Here is a 19,334-nt window from a genome sequence, read left to right on the forward strand (position 1 = left end):
TCGCTTACTCCAACTTGCCCAGGTAGATGCGGTGAGGGTCCAGCTCCTCCCGGAGAACCCGGAGTTCCTCCGGGGTGGGAGGGGCATTCTCCTCAAGGTTGCGGGACACCTTCAGATCCCACCCGGTGTTCTCCTTGACCTCGGTCACGGATACCCCTGAATGCAGGGCAGCCAGGTACATCTCCCCTGTTTCGTCGAACTTCATGACCCCCAGGTTGGTTATGACGGCCTCTGGGCCTCCACTGATACCCAGGGCTTCCCGCTGGGACCTGTGGCCCAGGTAGCCAGGGCTGGTGATGAAGTCTACCCTCTCCGGAAAGCGGCGCGGCGAGTGAGGGATGAGGATAAGGGTCCTCCTAGAGAGGATGGCTATGTCGCAGGCACCACCGCTACCGGCCAGCCGTACCTTGGGATTATGGTAATCCCCGATCACCGTTGAGTTGAGGTTACCAAAACGGTCCACCTGGGCGGCTCCCAGGAAACCTACGTCTATGAGGCCTCTTTGAAGGTAGAGGGAGAACACCTCGTACATGGAGCACACGGAAAGTGCCCCTGATACCAGGCAGGGGTCACCTATGGACAGGGGCAGCCTCAGTGGGTCTGCCCCTATTACCCCAGCCTCATATATCATCACCAGGCCCGGCGCGTACAGCCTCTTCGCGAGGTTGGCCGCGAGATTGGGCTGGCCGATGCCGATGAAGGCCCTCTCATTGTCCCTCAGCATGCGGGCCGCCGCCACGATCATCATCTCACCCTGCGAGTGATCGCCCATTTTCGCTCCCCTCTCCTACCGGTAGATACCATAGTCCACGGAGTAGCTAGGCCTGGTCCTGGGAAAGAGGCCGAGGACCTGGGAAGCATCCATCTTGCCCATGTATTCCCGGCGGCAGTTCACCCCCAGAACCCATTCCTCTAGCCACGCCTCCAGGGCGGAGGCGTCCCTGGACACAGTATCCCAGGCCAGGTAGTGCTGGTTGTCCCGGTCGTAGAAGCCCTGGGCGTAGGATGGGTGGGCGCCCCACGGTTCCTCCACCACGGCTGACACCAGGAACCCCGGGATCATGGTACGGTTGGGATCGGAGCGCACAACCTCTCCGGGGACGACCTCCTCAACGGAAACCACCACACGCTTGGCGGCGAAGGCCGCCTCCCGCTGCTCGCCGACGATCCCCCATATCTGGGTGTTGCCCTCCGGGTCTGCCCTCTGGGCGTGGATGAAGGTGACATCGGGCTTGAGGCTGGGGACGGTGCTGATGCTCTCCCCCGTGTAGGGGCAGGTCACCCACTTGATCCACCGGTTCGCCTCAACCAGGTCGGAGCCCTTGTTGCTCTTCACCGGAAGGAACGGGAGGTTCGAAGCACCCGCCATGAGCCTGGTCACCATGTCAAAATGGGAGTACTCCTCAATCTCGAGCTGGCCAGCCTCGATCTCTCGCCGGATGGCCCTCAATGGGCCCACACCTGGGTTCCCCATCCAGCTGAATACCACCTTGGAGGCGCACCCCGCCGCCACCATCTGGTCATAGATGAGGTCCGGAGTGGCACGGCAGAGGGTGAGGTTCCTCTTGCCCTGGCGAAGGATCTCGTGACCTGCCGCGAAGGGAATGAGATGAGTGAATCCCGCGAGGTAGATCACATCACCGTCCCTCACGTTAGCCCGGACAGCCTCCCCCATGCTCACTATCTTGGACTCCACAATCACACCCCCCAGGAAGCCTGGAGAAAGCAGCAAGACCCAACGACTTCTCTGCACCCAAGGGTTGCGAGAGCGCTGGGTCACCCCGCTTAGCTGGATGGCTTGGAGGCCCACCAGGAGCGGGAAACCGCCTTCACCGGGAAACAGGCTATGTGTTGTTTACGGCATTCTATTCGGCGGGCTCGCCCCAAACCCTTCCTGCGGGGCTCTTCTTTTGCTTCTTCTCTGTGTAGCGCTGCACCGCCGTGCGTACTGCCATCATGACGGCCTGCTGGGATGGGGCCAGGTAGCGCTCCTCCATGTCTTTCTGGATGGGTCCCAGACCCTGGTTGAGATCGTATCCCACAAGGAGGTCCCTGAAGAACTTTTTGGCCAGGTCCGTGACAAAGGTGCATTCCGCATCCTCTATGGTGTCGTTCTCCGGATTGATGGCCAAGACCACCCCGGCGTGCCTGAATACCTGGTGCATGGAGGTGCCCTCCGGAGCCTTGGCGTACCCGGTGACCAGGACAACATTCTTGTTCATCCTCCTTCACCTTGCCCTTCGCGGCATTTGCCAGAAGATTCGCCGTTCGGGTCCGGATTCCTCCAGGGCTGCCACTGGGACTAGCAGCCCAGGGCCCGCCTCAATTCCTCCTCGTTCCCGGTGAAAGAGTGTTCACTTCCGGGGAAGCTCCTGTTCCGCACCTCCGAGGAAAACATGCTCAAGGCCTCTCCGGCCTCCCGGCCCAGCTGGGCGTACCGCTTAACGAACCTGGGCACGAAGCGGTCAAACAGCCCCAGGAGGTCATGGATGACCAGCACCTGGCCGTCACACTCCGGGCCAGCCCCGATGCCGATGGTGGGAACCGGCAGTCTCTCTGTGATGATCTTCCCTAAAGGAGCAGGCACCGCCTCGATTACCACGGAGAAGACACCCGCATCCGCCAGGGCTACCGCATCATGGTAGATGCCCCTTGCAGTCTCCACGTCCTTCCCCTGGACCCTGAAGCCCCCCATGGCCTGGGCTGTCTGGGGTAGGAGTCCTATGTGGCCCATCACGGGAATACCCGCCCGGGTGATCTTCCTCACGGCCTCAGCCTGGTCCTGGCCGCCTTCGAGTTTCACGGCGTCTGCCCCGCCCTCCTTCACGAGGCGCCCGGCGTTCCGCAGCGCCTCCTCCGGGCTGACCTGGTAGGACATGAAGGGAAGGTCCGCCACGATCATGGTGTTCGGGGCACCTCGCCTTACGGCCCGGGTGTGGTAGATGATCTCATCGACTGTTACAGGTGTGGTGTCCGGGTTACCCTGGACCACCATCCCCAGGGAATCCCCCACGAGGATCATCTCAATGTCCACCCTGTCCACCAGGAGGGCAAAGGGGTAGTCGTAGGCAGTCACCATGCAGAGCCTCTTGGAGCCCTTGGATATCCTCACTTCCTGGGCTGATACCTTGCGCTTCTCCATAGTTCCATCTCCTTCAGAGTGACTCATCCCAGGAAAAGAGCCGCTGCCACAGCGAATATCTGGGATGCTTCTACCAGCTCCTGCACATCAACGTACTCGTCGACCTGGTGGGGGATGAGGCGCCCGCCGGCGCCTGTGGTGACGATGGGGATCCCTGCCACATGGAGGAATGTGCCATCGGTGGCTCCGGGCACCCCATTGTAGACGGGCGGCCTGCCCAGGACCCTCCTGGCTGCCTCGGATACTGACTTCACCAGTGGGTGATCCATGGGGGTTTCCGTCCAGGGCCTGCGCTCAATGATCTCCATGGTGGCATTGAACTTGGGGTCCGCGAAGGACTCCTTTTGCAGGATGGACCGGAGTCCGGATTCCAGGACCTCTTCAGACTGACCCGGAATGGTCCTTATGTCCAGCGTGGCGTAGGCCTCAGATGGAACCACGTTGATCTGGGGTTCGCCGGTTTGGGGAGCCTGGAAGATAGTGGGGGTCAGGCTGGGCCAGCCCAGGTGCGGGTGTTCCCCGTGTTCCCTGCACTGCCATTCCTCAATCTTCTCCACAGCCAGGAGGACCCGGGCCATGCGAGGTATGGGATTGATGCCCACCCGGGGGATGGCACCGTGGGCCATCTTCCCCTTTACCGTGATGGTAGCCCTCATGGCTCCCTTTTGTGAGACACAAACTTGGTTCTCCTCAGGCTCACATATGAGGGCGGCATCAACACCCGCCGCATGCCCCGCCTGGAGGAACCGCTTTATCCCCTTCATCATGCCTTCCTCGTCCACAGGGCAGCACAGGATAACCTTGCCCCGCCAGGAGTCCCTGTGGGCCGCCAGGGCCTTCACCGCCATGATGGCCGCGGCCAGGTTTCCCTTGGTATCCGCGGAGCCCCTACCATATATTCGCCCGCTTGCTAGCACCGCCTCAAAGGGAGGGTAGGTCCAGGCCCCGGGGTCTCCCTCGGTGACAACGTCTGTGTGGGCCTCAAGGAGCAGGCATGGGCCGGGAGCGTTTCCCCTAACCTCAGCCCACACATTGGGACGGCCGGGCTCAACCTCCTCCCACTGCGGTTCAAGGCCCATGCCCTTAAGGTAGTCCGCCACGAAACTGGCGACCTCTCCCTCGCCCTCTCCCTCGCCGCTTGCCCCAGGCCGGTAGACGCTGGGGATCCTGACCAGGCGGCGAGTGAGTTCTACCAGTGCCTTCCGGTCAATGGAACCTGCCAGGGAATCCAGGTCCACTTGCCATCACCCTCCATCGCTGCCGTGGAGGCTGGATGCAGAAGGCAGCCCCCCCGCGGGCTCCGCCTTCAGCACTGCCCTCTTCACCGCCTCCGCAACCGCCAGGGCCGCCACGGAACCGATGGTGCTCAGATCTGCCTGGGTTTTTCCCCGGGACATGACGAAGATCGTATCGCCGTCAAACATGGTGTGCACGGGCACAATAGACCGGGCCAGCCCGTCGTGGGCCATCTGGGCCACCTTGTTGGCGCCCTCCTTGTCCAGGACCGCGTTGGTGTACACCACGCCTATCGTGGTGTTGCTGGAAAAACCCAGCGCCCGCTGGCCCAGTTCCGTGGTCATGGCATTGAGGGTGTTGAGGAACCCTCCTACAAGGGGTTTCCTCGCGCCCGCCAGGATCCTCCCGCTGGCGTAGTCCAGGACGTCCCCAAAGGCATTCACCGCCACAATAGCGGCCACCTTCACCCCCCGGGCCAAGCGGGCGCAGGCCATCCCCAAACCTGCCTTCATGGCAAGGCCGGGCCCCGCTACCTTCCCCACGCTGGCCCCAGTACCCGCTCCAACGTTGCCTTCCTCCCCGGGTCTTTCCCGGGCCGCCTCACATGCCCTGTAGCCCATGGCCGCATCAGGCCTTGACTTAGGGCTCCCCAATCCGAGGTCAAAGAGCACCGCAGCAGGGACGATGGGAACCCTGGCAACCTTCGTGTCAAACCCTATGCCTCGCTCTTCCAGGAAACGCACGACCCCGGCGGCAGCGTCCAGCCCGAAGGCGCTCCCCCCTGACAGGAGCACCGCGTGTACCCTCTCCACCAGGTTCATCGGCCTAAGGAGGTCCGTCTCCCGGGTGCCGGGGGCCGCGCCCCGCACGTCCACACCCGCCACGGCTCCCTCGGCACACAGCACAACGCTGCAGCCGGTCAGGCCCTCTGGGTCTGTGGCGTGTCCCACCAGGAAGCCGCCGATCTCAGGCGTCACCCACTCCACGAAAAATCACCCCTTCAGGATGAGGCTGGCAGGTATCCGGCCAGCGAGGATCAGCACTCCAATATCGAAGAGTATGATGAGGAGCAACGCAATATAGTCCGCGGTTCCAAACCTCAGCTGCACCAGCTTGCTGCGACCCTTCCCCCCTGTGTAGCAACGGGCGTCCATGGCCAGGATGAGTTCCTCCGCCCGCTGGAAGGAATTGTAGAACAATGGGATTAAGAGCGGGAGGAGCTTCCGGGTCCGCCCGATGAAGTTGCCTGTCTCCAGGTCTGCACCCCTGGCGATCTGGGCCTTCATGATCCTCTCGAGCTCATCCACCAGTGTGGGCACAAAGCGCAGCGCAATGGTAAATACCATCGCCAGCTCATTGGCCGGCAGGCCCACCTTCTGGAAGGGGCGCATCAGGGCTTCGCCGCCGTCTGTGAGGTCCACAATATCCGTTGCCAGGGTGAGAATGGAGGTAAGCAAAACCAGGATAATCACCCTGAGGATGCTCATGGTCCCCCGGTGAAGGGCATCCAGCGTAGCCGTGATGAAGCTGAACTGGAACAGTATGGGGCTACCCTCGTGGGCGCTCCCGCCGAAGAGCAGCTGGAAGACCCACAGGATCACCAGGACGGGCAGCATGGGCTTCAGCCCCGAAAGGGTGTAGCCCAGGGGGAGCCGGGACGCCCTTATGAGCAGGAACACCAGGACGAAGAAGGTGAAGTAACCCAGGTATGTCTTGGTCATGAAGAGCCCAATTAGGAGAAGTATGAGAGAGACTATCTTCGTGCGAGGGTCCAGCCGGTGGACCTGAGAGTCCCTATCCACGAACTGCCCTATGGTTACGTTCTTCCCCAGTTCCATCCCGGTCCCTCCTAACCCGTCTTAGGTACAGCCCGCTCGATCTCCCGGACCGCCAATCCAGGGTCCAAGATACGGGTTTCCACGGGGTACCCGCCAGACCTCAGGGCCCACAGGACCTCGGTTACCTGCGGGATCCCCAGACTCATGGCCTTGAGCTCCTCTACCTTGGAGAAGATGTCGCCAGGAGGCCCGTCTAGGGCGATCCGCCCGGCCTTCATCACCACAACCCGCTGGGCCATGGCGGCCACATCCTCCATGTTATGGGACACCATGATCACGGTCATCCCGTCCCGGTGCAGGTCCCGGATAATCGAGAGGATCTCACGCCTCCCCCGGGGATCCAGGCCAGCGGTGGGGTCATCAAGGATTAGCACCTTGGGCCCTAGCGCGATTACGCTAGCCAAGGCTACACGGCGCTTCTGCCCCCCGCTCAGGGCGATAATATAGCGGTTTCTGAAGGTCTTGTAGTCAAGCCCGACGGTCTCCAGGGCAGCCTGGATCCTACCGTCCATCTCGTCTCTGGGGATGCCCAGGTTCTTAAGGCCAAAAGCGATATCCTCTCCTACCGTGTCAGCGAAGAGCTGGTGTTCAGGATACTGGAACACCAGGCCTACGGTGCGGCGGATCAACCTGAGATCCAGGTCCCTTCGGGAGGTATCCATCCCGGATACCCAGACCTTGCCACGCTTGGGCACATAGAGTGCGTTGAAGTACTGGATCAGCGTGGACTTCCCTGACCGCGTAGGGCCGATGATGCACACCATCTGCCTTTCCAGGATCTCCAGATGGATGTCAAACAGGACCTCCTGCTGGAAAGGGGTTCCCTCCATGTAGGTGTGACAGAGGTTCTCCGTCTTGATCACGGGGCTATACCTCCCTTCAACGTGCCCACCAGTTCCGGAATGGTGAGAACATCAAGGGGTACACGGTAGCCCTGAGCAGCCAGGCGCTGGCCCAGGTCAGTAACGGGCGGGACGTCCAGATCCAGTTGCCTTAGCCTCTCAGAATCCCGGAAGACTTGCCGGGGGGTTCCCTCCATGACGATCTCGCCCTTCTCCATGACGATTACCCTGTCCGCATTAACCACCTCCTGCATGAGGTGGGTTATGTGGATGACTGTGAGGCCCTCCTGGCGGTTCAGGCGGAGCACCGTCTTCATGACGTCCTCCCGGCCGCTGGGGTCTAGCATGGAGGTGGCCTCATCCAGGATCATGTACTTGGGGCGCATGGCAAACACCCCAGCCACGGCCACCCTCTGCTTCTGCCCGCCGGAGAGGAGATGGGGGGGGCACCTGCCAAACTCCGTCATACCCACTATGTTCAGGGCCTCCTCAAGACGCCTCTGCATCTCCTCCCTGGGAAGCCCGAGGTTCTCCATGCCAAAGGCCACGTCCCTTTCAACTGTGCTGGAGACCAGCTGGTTGTCGGGGTTCTGGAACACCATCCCCACACGCTGTCTCACCTGCTTGATGCTGCCCTTCTCCTTGGTATTCAGTTCATCCACCCATATGTGCCCCGAGGTTGGGGTAAGCAGTGCGTTAAGGCTCTTGGCCAGGGTGGACTTGCCAGAGCCGTTGTGTCCCACAATGCACAGGAACTCCCCTTCCCTCACCTTGAGGCTCACGTGGTTGAGGGCTGTCACCGGCGTTGGGGTGCTGGCCCCGTATTGGAACAACACATCCTCGACCTTGATCATGTCTACTCACCCCCACAAAGCGACGGACGTAGGCCGCGGGGCAAAAGCCCCGCGGCCCACCACTATCTCGGGCTATTGTCAGGACTTCTGCACTTTGCCAGTTGATCCGGTGAATCTCTTGAGGCCTAGGCCCACTGCCAAGACGATGATGGCTGCCACCACGATCTCGGGCACACCGTGGGTAATCCCTAAGGCAACAGACACATTGCCTGGCAGGTAGCCACGGACTGTGGCCATACCAAGCACCAGAATGGTGTTGGTGGCCGTGCCCACGACAGCCGCCACCACCAGGGCCAGCGCCTCATTGACCTTGCGAAGCGGGACGTAGACCAGGAAGGCCGTGATGCCGATGAAGATCCGAGGCAAGATGGCGACGAGCGGGTCTGCGAACAGAGGAGTGGTCGCCCTGAGGAAGCTGAAGAGTCCGAAGATGAAGCCCACTATGGCCCCGACAGCTGGGCCTTCCACCACACCGCCAATGATGGCGGGAACATGCATGATGGTGGCATGGGCTGCTGGCGTCGGCACCGGAATGAAGCCGAGGCCCGTGACACCCAGGAGAATGGCGATGGCTCCGAGAATTCCCGACATGACGATCTTTCTGACGCTGAGGGTCACCAGTTTTCACCTCCTTTTCTTGTTTCGCGATGCCCGTTCCGTATTGTGGTACGCCTTTCCGTATTATCGAGGATTGATTCTACGATACCAGATTAATTCCTCTTTCCCCAGGCAATATCCTTGGGGATTCTCGTGGCTCTTTGCAAGAGGGTTTGGGTGGCCTGTGCCGAATCAGGGAGGGTAACTTCCACAAAGGACGGTGTCGAGCAACTTGGTCCAGTCGGTGAAGCGTGCCCTCTCCATACTGGAAACCCTGGCTCAGAACAGAGCCGACCTGGGGGTTAGTGACCTGGGGAGGGCACTGGGCTTGAGCAAGAGTACCGTCCACCGTTTGCTGGCCACCTTGGAGGAGGGGGGTTACGTGCAGTCCTCCTCTCCAGGCAGGTACGCCTTGGGCATCAAGGCCTTCGAGGTGGGCAGCGCCGTGCTGAACCGGATGGGCCTGAGGAATGTCGCGCTGGGGCCCATGCAGGAACTGGCGGATCTCACCAGGGAGACCGTCAACCTTGCGCTCCTTGACGGCCTGGAGATCGTGTACATTGATCGTATCGAGTGCTCAGAGCCCCTGAGGATGGACCTCCAGATTGGAAGGCGCGTTCCCACGCATTGCAGTGCCCTGGGCAAGGCAATACTGGCCTTCCTTGATCCCCAGGAGTCTCGGGACATCATGAGGCGGCTGAGTTTTTCGCGGTACACAGCCAGGACTATTACCGATAGCGAAGCCCTGCGGAGGGAACTGCCGGTCATTCGTGAGCAGGGCTACTCCGTTGACGATGAGGAGTACATTGAGGGAATCCGCTGCGTGGCAGCACCACTCTTTGACTACCACAGCAGGCCTGTGGCCGCCCTGAGCGTCGCGGGGCCCTCCGTCAGGTTGACACCGGGCCGCATCGAGAGCGTGGCCCAGGTTCTGCTCACCGCGACCCGGAGCATCTCCCGGGGGCTGGGGTTCCGGGATGCGAACCTCAACACCCCCGGGATGGCGGGTTCTCGCTGACCCCTTGCCCCTCTCCCCGCTCATATCACACTGCTTCTCTGCCAGCGCATAACCCCGAAACTCCAGCCGCGTGCCCGCGTGAGCCCTCCCAGCCATTCCCTGAGCGGGTCTGCTGGCCGCACCCTTCCTCCGGCCTCCGGCCTGTACCACAGGGCCGCCAGCATCGCGGTGCGCCCCGGGGGAAAGATGGCCTCCAGCTCCCTGGCAGTGAAGAACCTGGCCTCAGCAAAGAGAGGGGCCTCTCCTGCCTCTGTAAGCCTGCGGTAGTGGACGGCCCAGGGCCCCTCGGCATTGAGGAATCCCACCACAACACGGCCCTGGGGGCGGGTAACCCGGCAGGCCTCCCGGAGAGCCGCCTTGGCATCCCTGGCAAACTCCAGGGACACCAGGGCGGTCACCAGGTCAAAGGCCCCATCCTCAAAGGGCACATCTTCCATGAACCCATGAACCAGTCTAACCCCGGGGTACCCAGCCAGCCTCCTCCAGGCCTGGGCCAGCATGGCTCCTGAGGCGTCGATCCCGGCAACCTCTAGGTCCAATCTGCACAGGACCTCCGTGAGATTGCCTGTGCCGCACCCAAGGTCCAGGGCCTTCTCCCCTCTGTTCGGCCTAGCCATCTTCATCATGGCCCTCTTCTGCACCCGGTCCACGTACCTGCCCATGGGGGTCTCGTACCAGCGGTCATACTCCGACGCAATGGAGTCAAATAGGGACTCCATGGTCAATTCTTCTCACGGACCTTCAGTCGTCTTGCCAGTATCATGCACACAATCGCCGAGAGCGCCGAGGCAGGGAGCAGGTGAGATAGGATGTAGGCCGACACGTAGTGCCACGCCGCCATCCCTTCGGGGGCAAAGTGGGCGAAGTACCACACACCCGAGATGTAGTGGAAAACGAACCGCCCGGCGGAGCCCAGGAGTATGCCCAGGGGGATGCTGCCGGGCAGGAACCCGGCCAAGCCCAGCGCTCCCCAGGCCAGGAAGTAGTCCAGGGTTACCTGGAGGGGGTGGACAAAGAATGGGTCCACCAGCATCTGCAGGGCACCGGCCAGCACACCTGTGGCCACCCCTGCGGCGGGACCCCGCCGGAAAGCAAGGACAAACACGGGAAGCATGGCCAGATTCACTGTTCCTCCCTGGGGCATCCGGTAGAAGTCGAACATGCTCAGCACGATGGAGAGGGCTCCAGCCAACCCTATCTCCGCCAAGACTCTCACGGAAAACCTCTTCATTCCTTTGGCACCTCCTGGCGCCCAGGAGCCGCTGGGTCGTGCCTCGGGCAAAAGGAAAAGCCGCCAGGCACGAGCGGGCGGCGGCCTTGGCCGGTCAATGATGAGACCGGCCGTGACTCACTCTGTCCCACTCCCTACGCTGGTATTACCCAGTTCAGGTTCCTAGGGTCGGGCTCCTTGTGAGCCCGTCTCAGCCTTGGCTCCCCTGTGGGCGCTATGCGTTATATGATACTGCCTCTTTTTATTCTCCATCTTTTCACTGGTTCCTTCGAACAGACTAAGGGTGCGGAAAAGAGCCTTTGCGGGGAACCCCCACGGGAGGCTTCTTGCCCGAAGCGAGGTGACTCGATGCCATACAGACCCAAGCGTCCTTGTTCACACCCTGGCTGTCCGAAGCTGGCAGACGGCAGGTTCTGCGGGGAGCACGCTAAGGAAGAAGCAAAATGATACGACGCTACCAGCGCAACCCTGCGACGCGTAAGCTCTACGGCCGGACGTGGCGAAAGGTGCGCGATTACTACCGCGTAGCGTATCCGCTCTGCGAACGTTGCTTAGAACAGGGGCGAGTTACACCAATTCAGGAAGGCCAACACACTAAGCCACTGGCGCAGGGAGACACCAACGATGACGAAAACCTCATGGCACTGTTACCTCCTGCCACTCCGAGCTTACTGCCCGTGAAAGCGGACGCTGGCAGAGAAAGTAATGACCGTTACAGAATCTGAAGCCAATCGCGCCTTGTGTATAGGATACGCTCAACGTCAACGACTTTGGCCTTTTCGTCAATTGTAAAGAAGGCAATATAGTTTTTTATAATCAGTTTGCGGTAGCCCATTGAGGCCAACCTTTCATCCGTAACAGGAGGGCAACTGTGTGGTATGTCAGCTAAACCTGTGATAGCTTCCTCAATGGTGTTCATTATCTTCAGATCAGTCATCGGAGCCGGCAATTGCGCGGAGATATAGCGGACGATATCTCGCAGGTCATTTTCGGCGGGTTCCGATACATCAACCCTATATTTTGCCATCGGGTATCTCTTGTCGAATGTAAAACTGCCGTTCTAAGCCCGTTCTTTGCGTATCGGGGTTAAGGTGGCATGCACTATATAGTAAACCCCCGCATGATACCGTCATGAGGCGAGCTTCTCCCCCAAAGCATCGTCTATCCCTGCAAGTACCTAGTGGTGCGCGCCCCAAGTACAAGTGCAATGTACTGTCCGTTCCCGCGAAATGCCGCCTGAAGGAGAGCATCTACAAGGTGGCAAAGGAGTGTTGGGCAAGGACCATTGAAATGGAGTATGCCGGACCATGTTCATCCCCTCGTGAGCGTCGATCCTCAGCGTGGCATCCCCGCCTGGTGAAACTGAAGGGGGTATCCCCGGCCCAGGATTTCTCGCCCAAGCTGCAGGCGGAGAAGCAGGGGGCGGCTGTGGCAGTCCTTCCCGGAACTGGTGAGATTCTGGCCATCTAGAGGAAGTGGATACCCCAGGGCGAAACCCTCTGGAGAAAGGGTCCCTGCGCCGGGGCTCTGGCGTTGTCTGCCCGGGTATCATAGACGTAGGATGTGTCTGTGAGGACTTCAAGGCACCCAGCCGCAATCAAGCACAATCAAGGGAGGGCCCAAGATGCTGGCTCCTGTACTCATCGGCCTCTTAATCCTCGCCGGACTCTACGTGATGGTTTCTTACAACGGCCTTGTGACGCTCAGGCAGAGGGTTAAGAACGCCTGGGCGCAGGTGGATGTCCAGCTCAGGAGGCGTTACGACCTCATACTGAACCTGGTGGAAACCGTCAAGGGATACGCCTCTCACGAGCGGGAGGTCTTCGAGAGGGTAACCGAGGCCAGGGCAAAGGCCATAGCCGCCAGCGGGGTGGAGGCGCAGTCTGGCGCTGAGAACATGCTTACCGGCACCTTGAAGAGCCTCTTCGCTGTAGCGGAGAACTACCCGCAGCTCAAGGCAGACGCCAACTTCCATTCCCTCCAGGAGGAACTCGCTAGCACTGAGAGCAAGATTGCCTTCGCCAGGCAGTTCTACAACGACACGGTCCAGAAGATGAATACACGGGTTGAGACCTTCCCCTCCAACCTGGTGGCCAGGGCCTTTGGCTTCGGCATGGCAGAGTACTTCAGCCTCGAATCTGAGCCTGAGGCCCGGGGGCCCGTGAAGGTCAACTTCGGGTAGGGGATATGCTGTGATGAAGGCTGCAATGCGGCTTAGGTGGGCGTTGCTCTTGATTTTGGCGTTCGCCCTGGCGAGTGCGGTGATGCCCGGGGCGGCAGTGTTCGCTGCACCCTCCTACAGGTTTCTCCGCCTGGAGATAGAGGCGGAGGTCCTGGAAGACGGGTCCATGACGGTATTGGAGCGCCGTACCGTCCAGTTCACCGGAAGCGCCCAGGGCATGTACCAGTGGATCAACAAGTCACCGGGCATGGAGGTCCTGGAAGCCCGCGTCGAGGAGGACGGGATCCCCTACGAGTATAACCCGGGATCCACGTACGGGCCTGCCAGAACCTACTTCACGAGGGACGAACCCGGCAGGTTCTACATCGACTGGAGCTTCCAGGCCTACTCTGAGACCCGGACCTTCGTGCTGAGCTACCGGGTGGCCAACGCCGTGCTGGTCCATGAAGACGTGGCGGAGGTCTACTACAAGTTCGTGGGGGACGAGTGGGAGGCCGGGACCGACCAGGTCCGGGTGCGTCTCACCCTTCCGCCAGGGACCCAGGGGGAGGACCTGCGGGCATGGGGACACGGCCCGCTGCACGGCGAGGTCAGCATCGTTGGGTTCCGGGAGGTGGTTTGGGAGGCAAACCCGCTTCCCGCCAACACGTTCCTGGAGGGTCGGGTCACCTTTCCCACCGGGCTGGTCCCCCTGAGCGATCACCATACTGGAGTAATGGCCCTCAATACCATCCTGGATGAGGAGGAAAGGTGGGCCTCCCAGGCCAACCGGCAGCGGCTCCTGGCGCGCTTCGACTGGGTTCTGGGGGCCCTGGCCCTCCTTGCCTGCGCCCTCCTGGCCTTCTATACCTGGCTCCGCTATGGAAAGGAACACACCCCGTGCTTCCAGGGAGACTACTACCGGGAACTCCCCGCCGACTACACCCCGGGTGAGCTGGGGGTGCTCTGGCGCTTCGGCGCTCCAGGTCCAGAGGACTTCACAGCGACCATCGTTGACCTGGCGCGCCGCGGCTGGCTCAGCCTGGAGGAGTTGCAGCCTGAGCCAAAGGGACTCTTCAAGAGAGGACAGGTGGACTACAGGGTTCATAGGCTTAGGAACGATTTTTCCGGGCTGAAGGTCCACGAGGCAGCGGTTATGGGCCTGCTCTTTGACCGGGTGACCCGGACGGATCAGGTGACCTTCGGAGAGATCGAGGGGTTTGCCCGGGCCCGTCACCATGCCTTTTTTGACTTCTGGAAGGGCTGGAGGGCCCTCCTGTCCGACCAGGGGAAGGCTCTAGGATTCTTCGATTCCAGCGTTAAGGCGATTCAGGTGCTCCAGGTGGCCCTGGGCGCGCTCCTGGCGATGCTGGCCTTGGGTGCCTTCGCCCTGGGAAGCCACGCCGCGGGAATAGGGCTGGTGGCGGGAGGCATCCTGCTGGCGGTGAGCGGCCTGTTCCTCCGGAGGCGGTCGGAGAAGGGCGCTGAGGACTTCGCCCGCTGGCGGGCCTTCCGCCGCTTCCTGCTCCATTTCTCTGAGATGAGGCGCCACGAGCTCCCCTCCCTGGTCATCTGGGAGCACTACCTGGTGTACGCTATTACCCTGGGCGTGGCGTCAGAGGTGATAAGGCAGCTAAAGGTAGTCTACCGCGACCTCCAAGATGGCACACATACTTTCGGGTATGGGTGGTACGCGCACGGAGCCGGAGCTGCTGGGGCGCCTGGCATTGGCGCCACGCTGGAGGCCTTGACCCAGCGGATGAACAGCGGCATCCAGCAATCTTTGCGCTTAGCTGCCAGCAAGTCCTCCTCCGGCCCTGGCGGGGGCGGTGGCTTCTCCGGCGGGGGCGGCGGCGGGATGGGTGGCGGCGGGGGCGGTGTAAGGTAGAGTGCCACGGTCCCACCCCTAGGGCCTAGCCATGGGCAGGTGATCCGCTGTGAGACGATGGTACCGGAAGGAACCCTCGGAGGACGACCCTCCACACTGGGATGAGTTGCAGGAGGGAGGGGGCGAAGAGGATGGGCTGCCCCCTCGTTATACCCCTGCCCGGCGAGGGATAGCGGCCCTTGTGGTCCTGGCTCTCGCACTGCTGGCTGCGGCGGGCCTCCTCAGGGCATACCCCTTCACCCTCCCACGCTTCGTCAGGGAGTCAAGGGAACTCGCGGCCGACCCCGTGATCAGGGAGGCCGGGCGTGCTGTGGTGCATGTCCGCGCACTCCCCGAGGGAACCGGCCCTGAGCGCAGGGGGAGCGGGTTCAATGTAGATGAGAGCGGCCTGGTAGTGACGAACCGCCACATCATTGATGGCGCAGCGGCTGTCATCGTCACCTTCCTGGACGGCCGTAGTCTCCCCGCGAGCACCTGGCTGATCCACCCCAGCGCTGACCTGGCCCTTCTTGGCCTGGAAGGCTCATCTCTCCCCACAGCCACCCTCAGCGTTGACCCCCCTTCCCCTGGCGAGGACGTGTTCATCGTTGGGAACCCCCTGGACAGCCGGGGCAGCGTGGTGCGGGGAACCCTGAGTAGCACGGTAACAGCCAGGGACTTCCCGGTAGTGGTCATAGAGACCTCGGTCTACCCTGGAAGCAGCGGGAGCCCCGTCTTCGCGCATGACGGGACAGTGGTAGGGGTGATCTTCGCCTCCAGGAGCGAGCCAGTGGCAGGGTTGGCAGTGCCTGTGGTGTGCGTGTGGGACCTCCTGGAGATGTGGGATGCCCAGTGACAAGCCCATAGAAAGGGCCTTAGCCCAAGCCCCGTGTGTCATCCCCGGCATCACGCGGCCGCACCCCCGCACGAGCGGAGCCCCAGGCTTGTCAAAGAGGCACACCTGGTGTACAGGTGTGCCGGGTTTGCCATGGATCCAGGCTAGCTCAGGTGTCTAGGCCCAACGAGCATCCTGGCACGCGCCTAATCCATCAACAGGCCTCCGTTTACGTTTAGGGTCTCGCCCACTATGTAGCGGGCATCATCCGAGGCCAGGAAGGCCACGGCATCCGCTATCTCCTCGGGCTCAGCCAGGCGTCCCATGGGGATGATCTTGATGGCGTCCTTCCAGCGCTCCCCTGAGAGTATGTTGGGGGTGCCCACCCATCCCGGGGCCACCGCGTTGACCCGGATGCCATATTCCACCATCTCCGCAGCCATGGACCGGGTCATGCTGATCACCACCGCCTTTGAGGCTGAGTAGGCGGTGATCCTTGGTCCTGGCTTCTTGCCGTCGCAGGAGGCGATGTTCACAACGGAACCGTGGATACCCTTGTCTATCATTTCCCGGAGCACCAGCTGGGAACAGTAGAGCACGGCCTTGACATTGACGTCCATGACCCGGTCCCATTCCTCGTCGCTGATGTCCAGGAAGTCTCCGGCAGGATAGATCCCGGCATTGTTCACCAGGATGTGAACGGGCCCCAGGGCCTCCATGGCGCCCTGGATCACCTTTCTTGCGCCTGGCCTAAGGGATATGTCGCCAGGGACCGCAACCGCCTTGCCCCCTAGAGACTGGATTTCCTGGGCAATCGCCGAGGCCCTCTCAGGCACCACGTCCACCACGCTTACCGGGCCTTCCTGGGCCAGACGCAGGGCTATTGCCCTGCCGATCCCGCTCCCAGCCCCTGTCACCAGGGAATGCCTGTCACTCAAGTCAAAGCACCTCCCCTATATACCCACGAACATCTGCCCGCCGCTAGGGCTGATGACCTGGCCGGTCAGGTAGTCGCACTTATCTGAAAGCAAGAACAGGACGTATCCGGCGATCTCCTCTGGTGTGGCGTACCGGCCCCAGGGGTGAGCCTCCATCTTTGCCTGGAGCACCTTGGGGTCCAGGTGATCCTGGAGGGGCGTCATCACGCTCCCCGGCGCCAGGGCGTTCACCCTCACCCTGTCAGGCAGCAACTCCTTGGCCAAGGCCTTGGTGAACCCCATCAGCCCCGCCTTGGCCGCGGAGTAGTGGCAGTATCTTGGGGCACCCACCATGCCGTAGATGGAACTCATGTTGACGATGGAGCCCCGGGTCTTCCTGAGGTGCGGGATGGCGGCCCGGCAACAGTAGAAGGCCCCTGACAGGTGGACAGCGATAAGGTGGTTCCAGTCATCATCACTCATCTCATCCAGGGCACTCTCGTGGCAAAAGCCCGCGTTGTTCACGAGGAAATCCAACCTGCCGCACCGTTTCAGGGCCTCTTCGAAGGCTTGGTCCACGGCAAAGGAGTCCGACACATCCACCTTGAAGGCCCTACCCCCGCGCTCCTCGAGTGGCCCAGCCAGGGCCTTTACCCGTTCATCACTGACGTCCAAGCCCGTTACAAGTGCACCCTCCCCTGCCAGGACCTGGCTCACAGCCTGGCCTATCCCGCTGCCAGCCCCCGTGACCACAGCAACCTTTCCCGCAAAGGACATTCTCTCCACCCTTTCAAGAGGGGGCGCCCACGCGGGGCGCCCCTGTGGCGGCCTGTTACTGTACCCAGGAGGCCAGCTGGCCATCTTTGACCACCAGCACAGCCTGGTCCTTCTCGGATACGTCGCCCCTCTCGTCGAACTTGGTGTAGCCGGTGGCTCCGGTGAACTCGATCCCTCTTAACACCTCGTGGAGGGTCTCCTTGGTGGCGCCCTCCTCAATAGCGGCCTTGAGGATGAAGGGGATCTCGTAGCCGTAGGCCTCACGCTCGTCTGGGATGGTACCGTGCTTGGCCTTGAAGGCATCTACGAAGGCCTTGACCTCGGGCACCGGGCGGAAGGGATCCCAGTAGGCCAGGATCAGCGTGCCCTCGGCAGCGTCAGCCCCTGCCAGCTCGATGAAGGTCTGGCTCTGCACTCCAGCAGCACCTATCCTGTCGATTTCCATGCCAGCCGTCTTCATCTGGCGCACTATCAAGCCAGCCTCGGTGTAGTCGCCCAGGATGAGCAGGGCGTCAGGGCCTGCCGCCTTGATCTTGGTGATCTGAGGGCTGAAGTCCTTGTCCACGTTGGGCACGTACGTCTCGGAGGCAACGAGCTCGGCCCCGTAGGTAGCCAGGGAGGCCTCAACCGACTCCATGAGGCCGCGCCCGTAGTCCGAGTTGGCGTAGATGGCTGCCAGCTTCTTATGTCCCAGGGTCTGGGCAGCCAGTTTCACCATCTGCGGTCCCTGCAGGTAGTCATGGGAGATGGTCCTGAAGAACTTCTGGTATCCTTGCTGGGTAATGGCCATGGCAGTGGAGCTTCCGGACACCACGGTGAGAGAAGCCTCATCGTAGATGGGAAGGCCCGCCAGGGTGCAGGAGCTGTTCACATGGCCTACCACGCAGAAGAGCCTGTCATCCCCGGCAAACTTCTGCGCGACGTTGGCGGCCTCTTTGGGATCACCCTTGTCGTCCTCTATAACGGCTTCAAACATCTTACCGTTCACGCCGCCAGAAGCATTGATCTCCTCTATCGCGAAGAGCACGCCGTTCCTCAGGCCCTCTCCGTAGACGGCACTGTCACCCGTGAGGGGTCCGGCCACACCGATGTAGATCTTCTCCTGAGCCTGCTCGCCGGGCATTTCTTCGGTGCCGCCGTTTTCTCCGGAAGGCTGCCCACCGCAACCTGCCAGGGACACCAGAAGCGATGCGATCAAGACGACTACTATCCATGTAACCTTCTTGTACACTTTCCAAGCCCCCTATCTGTTCTTGTGGATCGGCTCCCCAAGGCTCTCTTGACCCGAGCATCACCCCTTTCATCCTGGGAATCTCACTCTCCTAGGTAGGACTGTCGCACGAAGTCATCACACAGGAGTTCCTTGGCATCCCCTTGCCTGACGATCTCACCTGTCTCCAAGACGTAGGCCCTATCCGCTGTATTCAGGGCCATGAACGCGTTCTGCTCGACCAGGAGAATCGTGGTCCCCTCGTGCCGGATCTCCTCGATGATCTTGAAAACCTCTTTCACTATGGTGGGCGCCAGCCCCATTGAGGGCTCGTCCAGGACTAAGAGGCGCGGCCGGGACATCAGCGCCCGGCTGGTCGCCAGCATCTGCTGTTCTCCCCCGCTCAGGGTTCCTGCGATCTGGGCCTTCCGTTCCCTGAGGATGGGAAAACGGCACATGAACTTCTCGATGTCAGCCTTGACAGCCGTGGCATCGTTCCGGATATAGGCCCCCATGAGGAGGTTTTCGTAGACGGTGGAACGCGGGAAGACCTTTCGCCCCTCGGGGCAGTGACTGATGCCCATCCGGACGATTTCCTCCGGGGACTTCTTCTCAATAGGGCACCCCAGGTACTCTATGCTGCCCTTCCATGGTCTCAAGAGCCCCGAAATGGTCTTGAGGAGGGTGGACTTGCCCGCACCGTTTGAACCGATGAGGGCCACTATCTCTCCCTGCTTCACATCCAGGGAAACGCCCCTCAGGGCCTCGATGTTACCATAGCGGACTGACACGTCTCGTAGGGTAAGCAT

Annotated in this window: 21 protein-coding genes, 1 pseudogene and 1 riboswitch; of the genes and pseudogenes, 5 read left to right on the forward strand and 17 right to left on the reverse strand. The window is 61.4% G+C overall.

Annotated features, from left to right (window positions below; all coding sequences use genetic code 11):
- Nucleotides 1–4 precede the first annotated feature (4 nt).
- From AB1576_02690 to AB1576_02735, 10 genes are all read right to left on the reverse strand, one after another.
- Entirely contained in the window at nucleotides 5–772 is a 768-nt protein-coding gene (locus AB1576_02690) for a CoA-transferase (protein MEW6080700.1), read from the reverse strand.
- Nucleotides 773–787: 15 nt separating this feature from the next.
- Entirely contained in the window at nucleotides 788–1,696 is a 909-nt protein-coding gene (locus AB1576_02695) for a CoA-transferase (GenBank protein ID MEW6080701.1), read from the reverse strand.
- A gap of 169 nt (nucleotides 1,697–1,865) precedes the next feature.
- The gene (locus AB1576_02700; GenBank protein ID MEW6080702.1) at nucleotides 1,866–2,222 is read right to left on the reverse strand and encodes a DUF3870 domain-containing protein; all 357 of its coding nucleotides are present in this window, start codon (nucleotides 2,220–2,222) and stop codon (nucleotides 1,866–1,868) included.
- 80 nt (nucleotides 2,223–2,302) lie between these two features.
- Nucleotides 2,303–3,142, reverse strand: a complete 840-nt coding sequence (gene panB, locus AB1576_02705) for a 3-methyl-2-oxobutanoate hydroxymethyltransferase (protein MEW6080703.1) — start codon at nucleotides 3,140–3,142, stop codon at nucleotides 2,303–2,305.
- A 23-nt stretch (nucleotides 3,143–3,165) separates the two neighbouring features.
- Nucleotides 3,166–4,380: a M20 family metallopeptidase gene (locus AB1576_02710; GenBank protein ID MEW6080704.1), complete on the reverse strand. Its 1,215-nt coding sequence runs from the start codon at nucleotides 4,378–4,380 to the stop codon at nucleotides 3,166–3,168.
- Nucleotides 4,381–4,386: 6 nt separating this feature from the next.
- On the reverse strand, nucleotides 4,387–5,364 hold the full coding sequence (locus AB1576_02715) for a P1 family peptidase (GenBank protein MEW6080705.1): 978 nt from the start codon (nucleotides 5,362–5,364) through the stop codon (nucleotides 4,387–4,389).
- Nucleotides 5,365–5,370: 6 nt separating this feature from the next.
- Nucleotides 5,371–6,216 (reverse strand): energy-coupling factor transporter transmembrane component T, encoded by an 846-nt coding sequence (locus AB1576_02720; GenBank protein ID MEW6080706.1) that lies wholly within the window; start codon nucleotides 6,214–6,216, stop codon nucleotides 5,371–5,373.
- Between the two features lie 11 nt (nucleotides 6,217–6,227).
- Nucleotides 6,228–7,079 (reverse strand): energy-coupling factor transporter ATPase, encoded by an 852-nt coding sequence (locus AB1576_02725; GenBank protein ID MEW6080707.1) that lies wholly within the window; start codon nucleotides 7,077–7,079, stop codon nucleotides 6,228–6,230.
- A complete protein-coding gene (locus AB1576_02730; protein ID MEW6080708.1) occupies nucleotides 7,076–7,912 on the reverse strand; it encodes an energy-coupling factor transporter ATPase in 837 nt (278 codons plus the stop codon). The genes AB1576_02725 and AB1576_02730 overlap by 4 nt, the downstream gene beginning before the upstream one ends.
- Before the next feature lie 78 nt (nucleotides 7,913–7,990).
- On the reverse strand, nucleotides 7,991–8,503 hold the full coding sequence (locus AB1576_02735) for an ECF transporter S component (GenBank protein ID MEW6080709.1): 513 nt from the start codon (nucleotides 8,501–8,503) through the stop codon (nucleotides 7,991–7,993).
- 226 nt (nucleotides 8,504–8,729) lie between these two features.
- Here AB1576_02735 and AB1576_02740 point away from each other — a divergent pair, with 226 nt between their 5' ends.
- A complete protein-coding gene (locus AB1576_02740; GenBank protein MEW6080710.1) occupies nucleotides 8,730–9,527 on the forward strand; it encodes an IclR family transcriptional regulator in 798 nt (265 codons plus the stop codon).
- 20 nt (nucleotides 9,528–9,547) lie between these two features.
- On the opposite strand, the gene AB1576_02745 is transcribed toward AB1576_02740, so the two are convergent.
- Together AB1576_02745 and thiT are read right to left on the reverse strand one after the other, a co-directional pair.
- Complete coding sequence (locus AB1576_02745; GenBank protein MEW6080711.1) at nucleotides 9,548–10,246, reverse strand: methyltransferase domain-containing protein; 699 nt, start codon at nucleotides 10,244–10,246, stop codon at nucleotides 9,548–9,550.
- Nucleotides 10,247–10,248: 2 nt separating this feature from the next.
- Nucleotides 10,249–10,758, reverse strand: a complete 510-nt coding sequence (gene thiT / locus AB1576_02750; protein ID MEW6080712.1) for an energy-coupled thiamine transporter ThiT — start codon at nucleotides 10,756–10,758, stop codon at nucleotides 10,249–10,251.
- A 114-nt stretch (nucleotides 10,759–10,872) separates the two neighbouring features.
- Nucleotides 10,873–10,975: riboswitch (TPP riboswitch) on the reverse strand.
- 131 nt (nucleotides 10,976–11,106) lie between these two features.
- Here thiT and AB1576_02755 point away from each other — a divergent pair.
- Nucleotides 11,107–11,464, forward strand: a pseudogene (locus AB1576_02755) (HNH endonuclease signature motif containing protein).
- A 6-nt stretch (nucleotides 11,465–11,470) separates the two neighbouring features.
- Here AB1576_02755 and AB1576_02760 read toward each other — a convergent pair.
- Nucleotides 11,471–11,785: a type II toxin-antitoxin system RelE/ParE family toxin gene (locus AB1576_02760; protein ID MEW6080713.1), complete on the reverse strand. Its 315-nt coding sequence runs from the start codon at nucleotides 11,783–11,785 to the stop codon at nucleotides 11,471–11,473.
- A 597-nt stretch (nucleotides 11,786–12,382) separates the two neighbouring features.
- On the opposite strand from AB1576_02760, the gene AB1576_02765 reads away from it, so the two are divergent.
- From AB1576_02765 to AB1576_02775, 3 genes are read left to right on the forward strand one after another with little or no spacing between them, the layout of a single operon-like run.
- Nucleotides 12,383–12,940, forward strand: a complete 558-nt coding sequence (locus AB1576_02765) for a LemA family protein (protein ID MEW6080714.1) — start codon at nucleotides 12,383–12,385, stop codon at nucleotides 12,938–12,940.
- A gap of 49 nt (nucleotides 12,941–12,989) precedes the next feature.
- A complete protein-coding gene (locus tag AB1576_02770; protein ID MEW6080715.1) occupies nucleotides 12,990–14,807 on the forward strand; it encodes a DUF2207 domain-containing protein in 1,818 nt (605 codons plus the stop codon).
- Between the two features lie 49 nt (nucleotides 14,808–14,856).
- Nucleotides 14,857–15,642, forward strand: coding sequence for a serine protease (locus AB1576_02775; protein MEW6080716.1), 786 nt, complete (start codon nucleotides 14,857–14,859; stop codon nucleotides 15,640–15,642).
- 185 nt (nucleotides 15,643–15,827) lie between these two features.
- On the opposite strand, the gene AB1576_02780 is transcribed toward AB1576_02775, so the two are convergent.
- The 4 genes from AB1576_02780 to AB1576_02795 all read right to left on the reverse strand — a co-directional run bounded on the left by AB1576_02780 (nucleotide 15,828) and on the right by AB1576_02795 (nucleotide 19,334).
- Nucleotides 15,828–16,559 (reverse strand): SDR family NAD(P)-dependent oxidoreductase, encoded by a 732-nt coding sequence (locus AB1576_02780; protein ID MEW6080717.1) that lies wholly within the window; start codon nucleotides 16,557–16,559, stop codon nucleotides 15,828–15,830.
- Nucleotides 16,560–16,574: 15 nt separating this feature from the next.
- Entirely contained in the window at nucleotides 16,575–17,315 is a 741-nt protein-coding gene (locus AB1576_02785) for an SDR family NAD(P)-dependent oxidoreductase (GenBank protein ID MEW6080718.1), read from the reverse strand.
- 55 nt (nucleotides 17,316–17,370) lie between these two features.
- A complete protein-coding gene (locus AB1576_02790) occupies nucleotides 17,371–18,546 on the reverse strand; it encodes an ABC transporter substrate-binding protein (protein ID MEW6080719.1) in 1,176 nt (391 codons plus the stop codon).
- A gap of 83 nt (nucleotides 18,547–18,629) precedes the next feature.
- Nucleotides 18,630–19,334, reverse strand: a complete 705-nt coding sequence (locus tag AB1576_02795) for an ABC transporter ATP-binding protein (GenBank protein MEW6080720.1) — start codon at nucleotides 19,332–19,334, stop codon at nucleotides 18,630–18,632.

The sequence above is a fragment of the Bacillota bacterium genome (assembly GCA_040754315.1).
Taxonomy (GTDB): Bacteria; Bacillota; Sulfobacillia; order DUSP01; family JBFMCS01; genus JBFMCS01.

What these genes read in the sequence shown, in the direction of transcription:
- AB1576_02690 (MEW6080700.1), bottom strand. Translation starts at nt 772, where the DNA reads ATGGGCGATCACTCGCAGGGTGAGATGATGATCGTGGCGGCGGCCCGC.
- AB1576_02700 (MEW6080702.1), bottom strand. Translation starts at nt 2,222, where the DNA reads ATGAACAAGAATGTTGTCCTGGTCACCGGGTACGCCAAGGCTCCGGAG.
- panB (MEW6080703.1), bottom strand. Translation starts at nt 3,142, where the DNA reads ATGGAGAAGCGCAAGGTATCAGCCCAGGAAGTGAGGATATCCAAGGGC.
- AB1576_02720 (MEW6080706.1), bottom strand. Translation starts at nt 6,216, where the DNA reads ATGGAACTGGGGAAGAACGTAACCATAGGGCAGTTCGTGGATAGGGAC.
- AB1576_02730 (MEW6080708.1), bottom strand. Translation starts at nt 7,912, where the DNA reads ATGATCAAGGTCGAGGATGTGTTGTTCCAATACGGGGCCAGCACCCCA.
- AB1576_02735 (MEW6080709.1), bottom strand. Translation starts at nt 8,503, where the DNA reads ATGTCGGGAATTCTCGGAGCCATCGCCATTCTCCTGGGTGTCACGGGC.
- AB1576_02745 (MEW6080711.1), bottom strand. Translation starts at nt 10,246, where the DNA reads ATGGAGTCCCTATTTGACTCCATTGCGTCGGAGTATGACCGCTGGTAC.
- thiT (MEW6080712.1), bottom strand. Translation starts at nt 10,758, where the DNA reads ATGAAGAGGTTTTCCGTGAGAGTCTTGGCGGAGATAGGGTTGGCTGGA.
- AB1576_02760 (MEW6080713.1), bottom strand. Translation starts at nt 11,785, where the DNA reads ATGGCAAAATATAGGGTTGATGTATCGGAACCCGCCGAAAATGACCTG.
- AB1576_02765 (MEW6080714.1), top strand. Translation starts at nt 12,383, where the DNA reads ATGCTGGCTCCTGTACTCATCGGCCTCTTAATCCTCGCCGGACTCTAC.
- AB1576_02785 (MEW6080718.1), bottom strand. Translation starts at nt 17,315, where the DNA reads ATGTCCTTTGCGGGAAAGGTTGCTGTGGTCACGGGGGCTGGCAGCGGG.
- AB1576_02795 (MEW6080720.1), bottom strand. Translation starts at nt 19,334, where the DNA reads ATGCTTACCCTACGAGACGTGTCAGTCCGCTATGGTAACATCGAGGCC.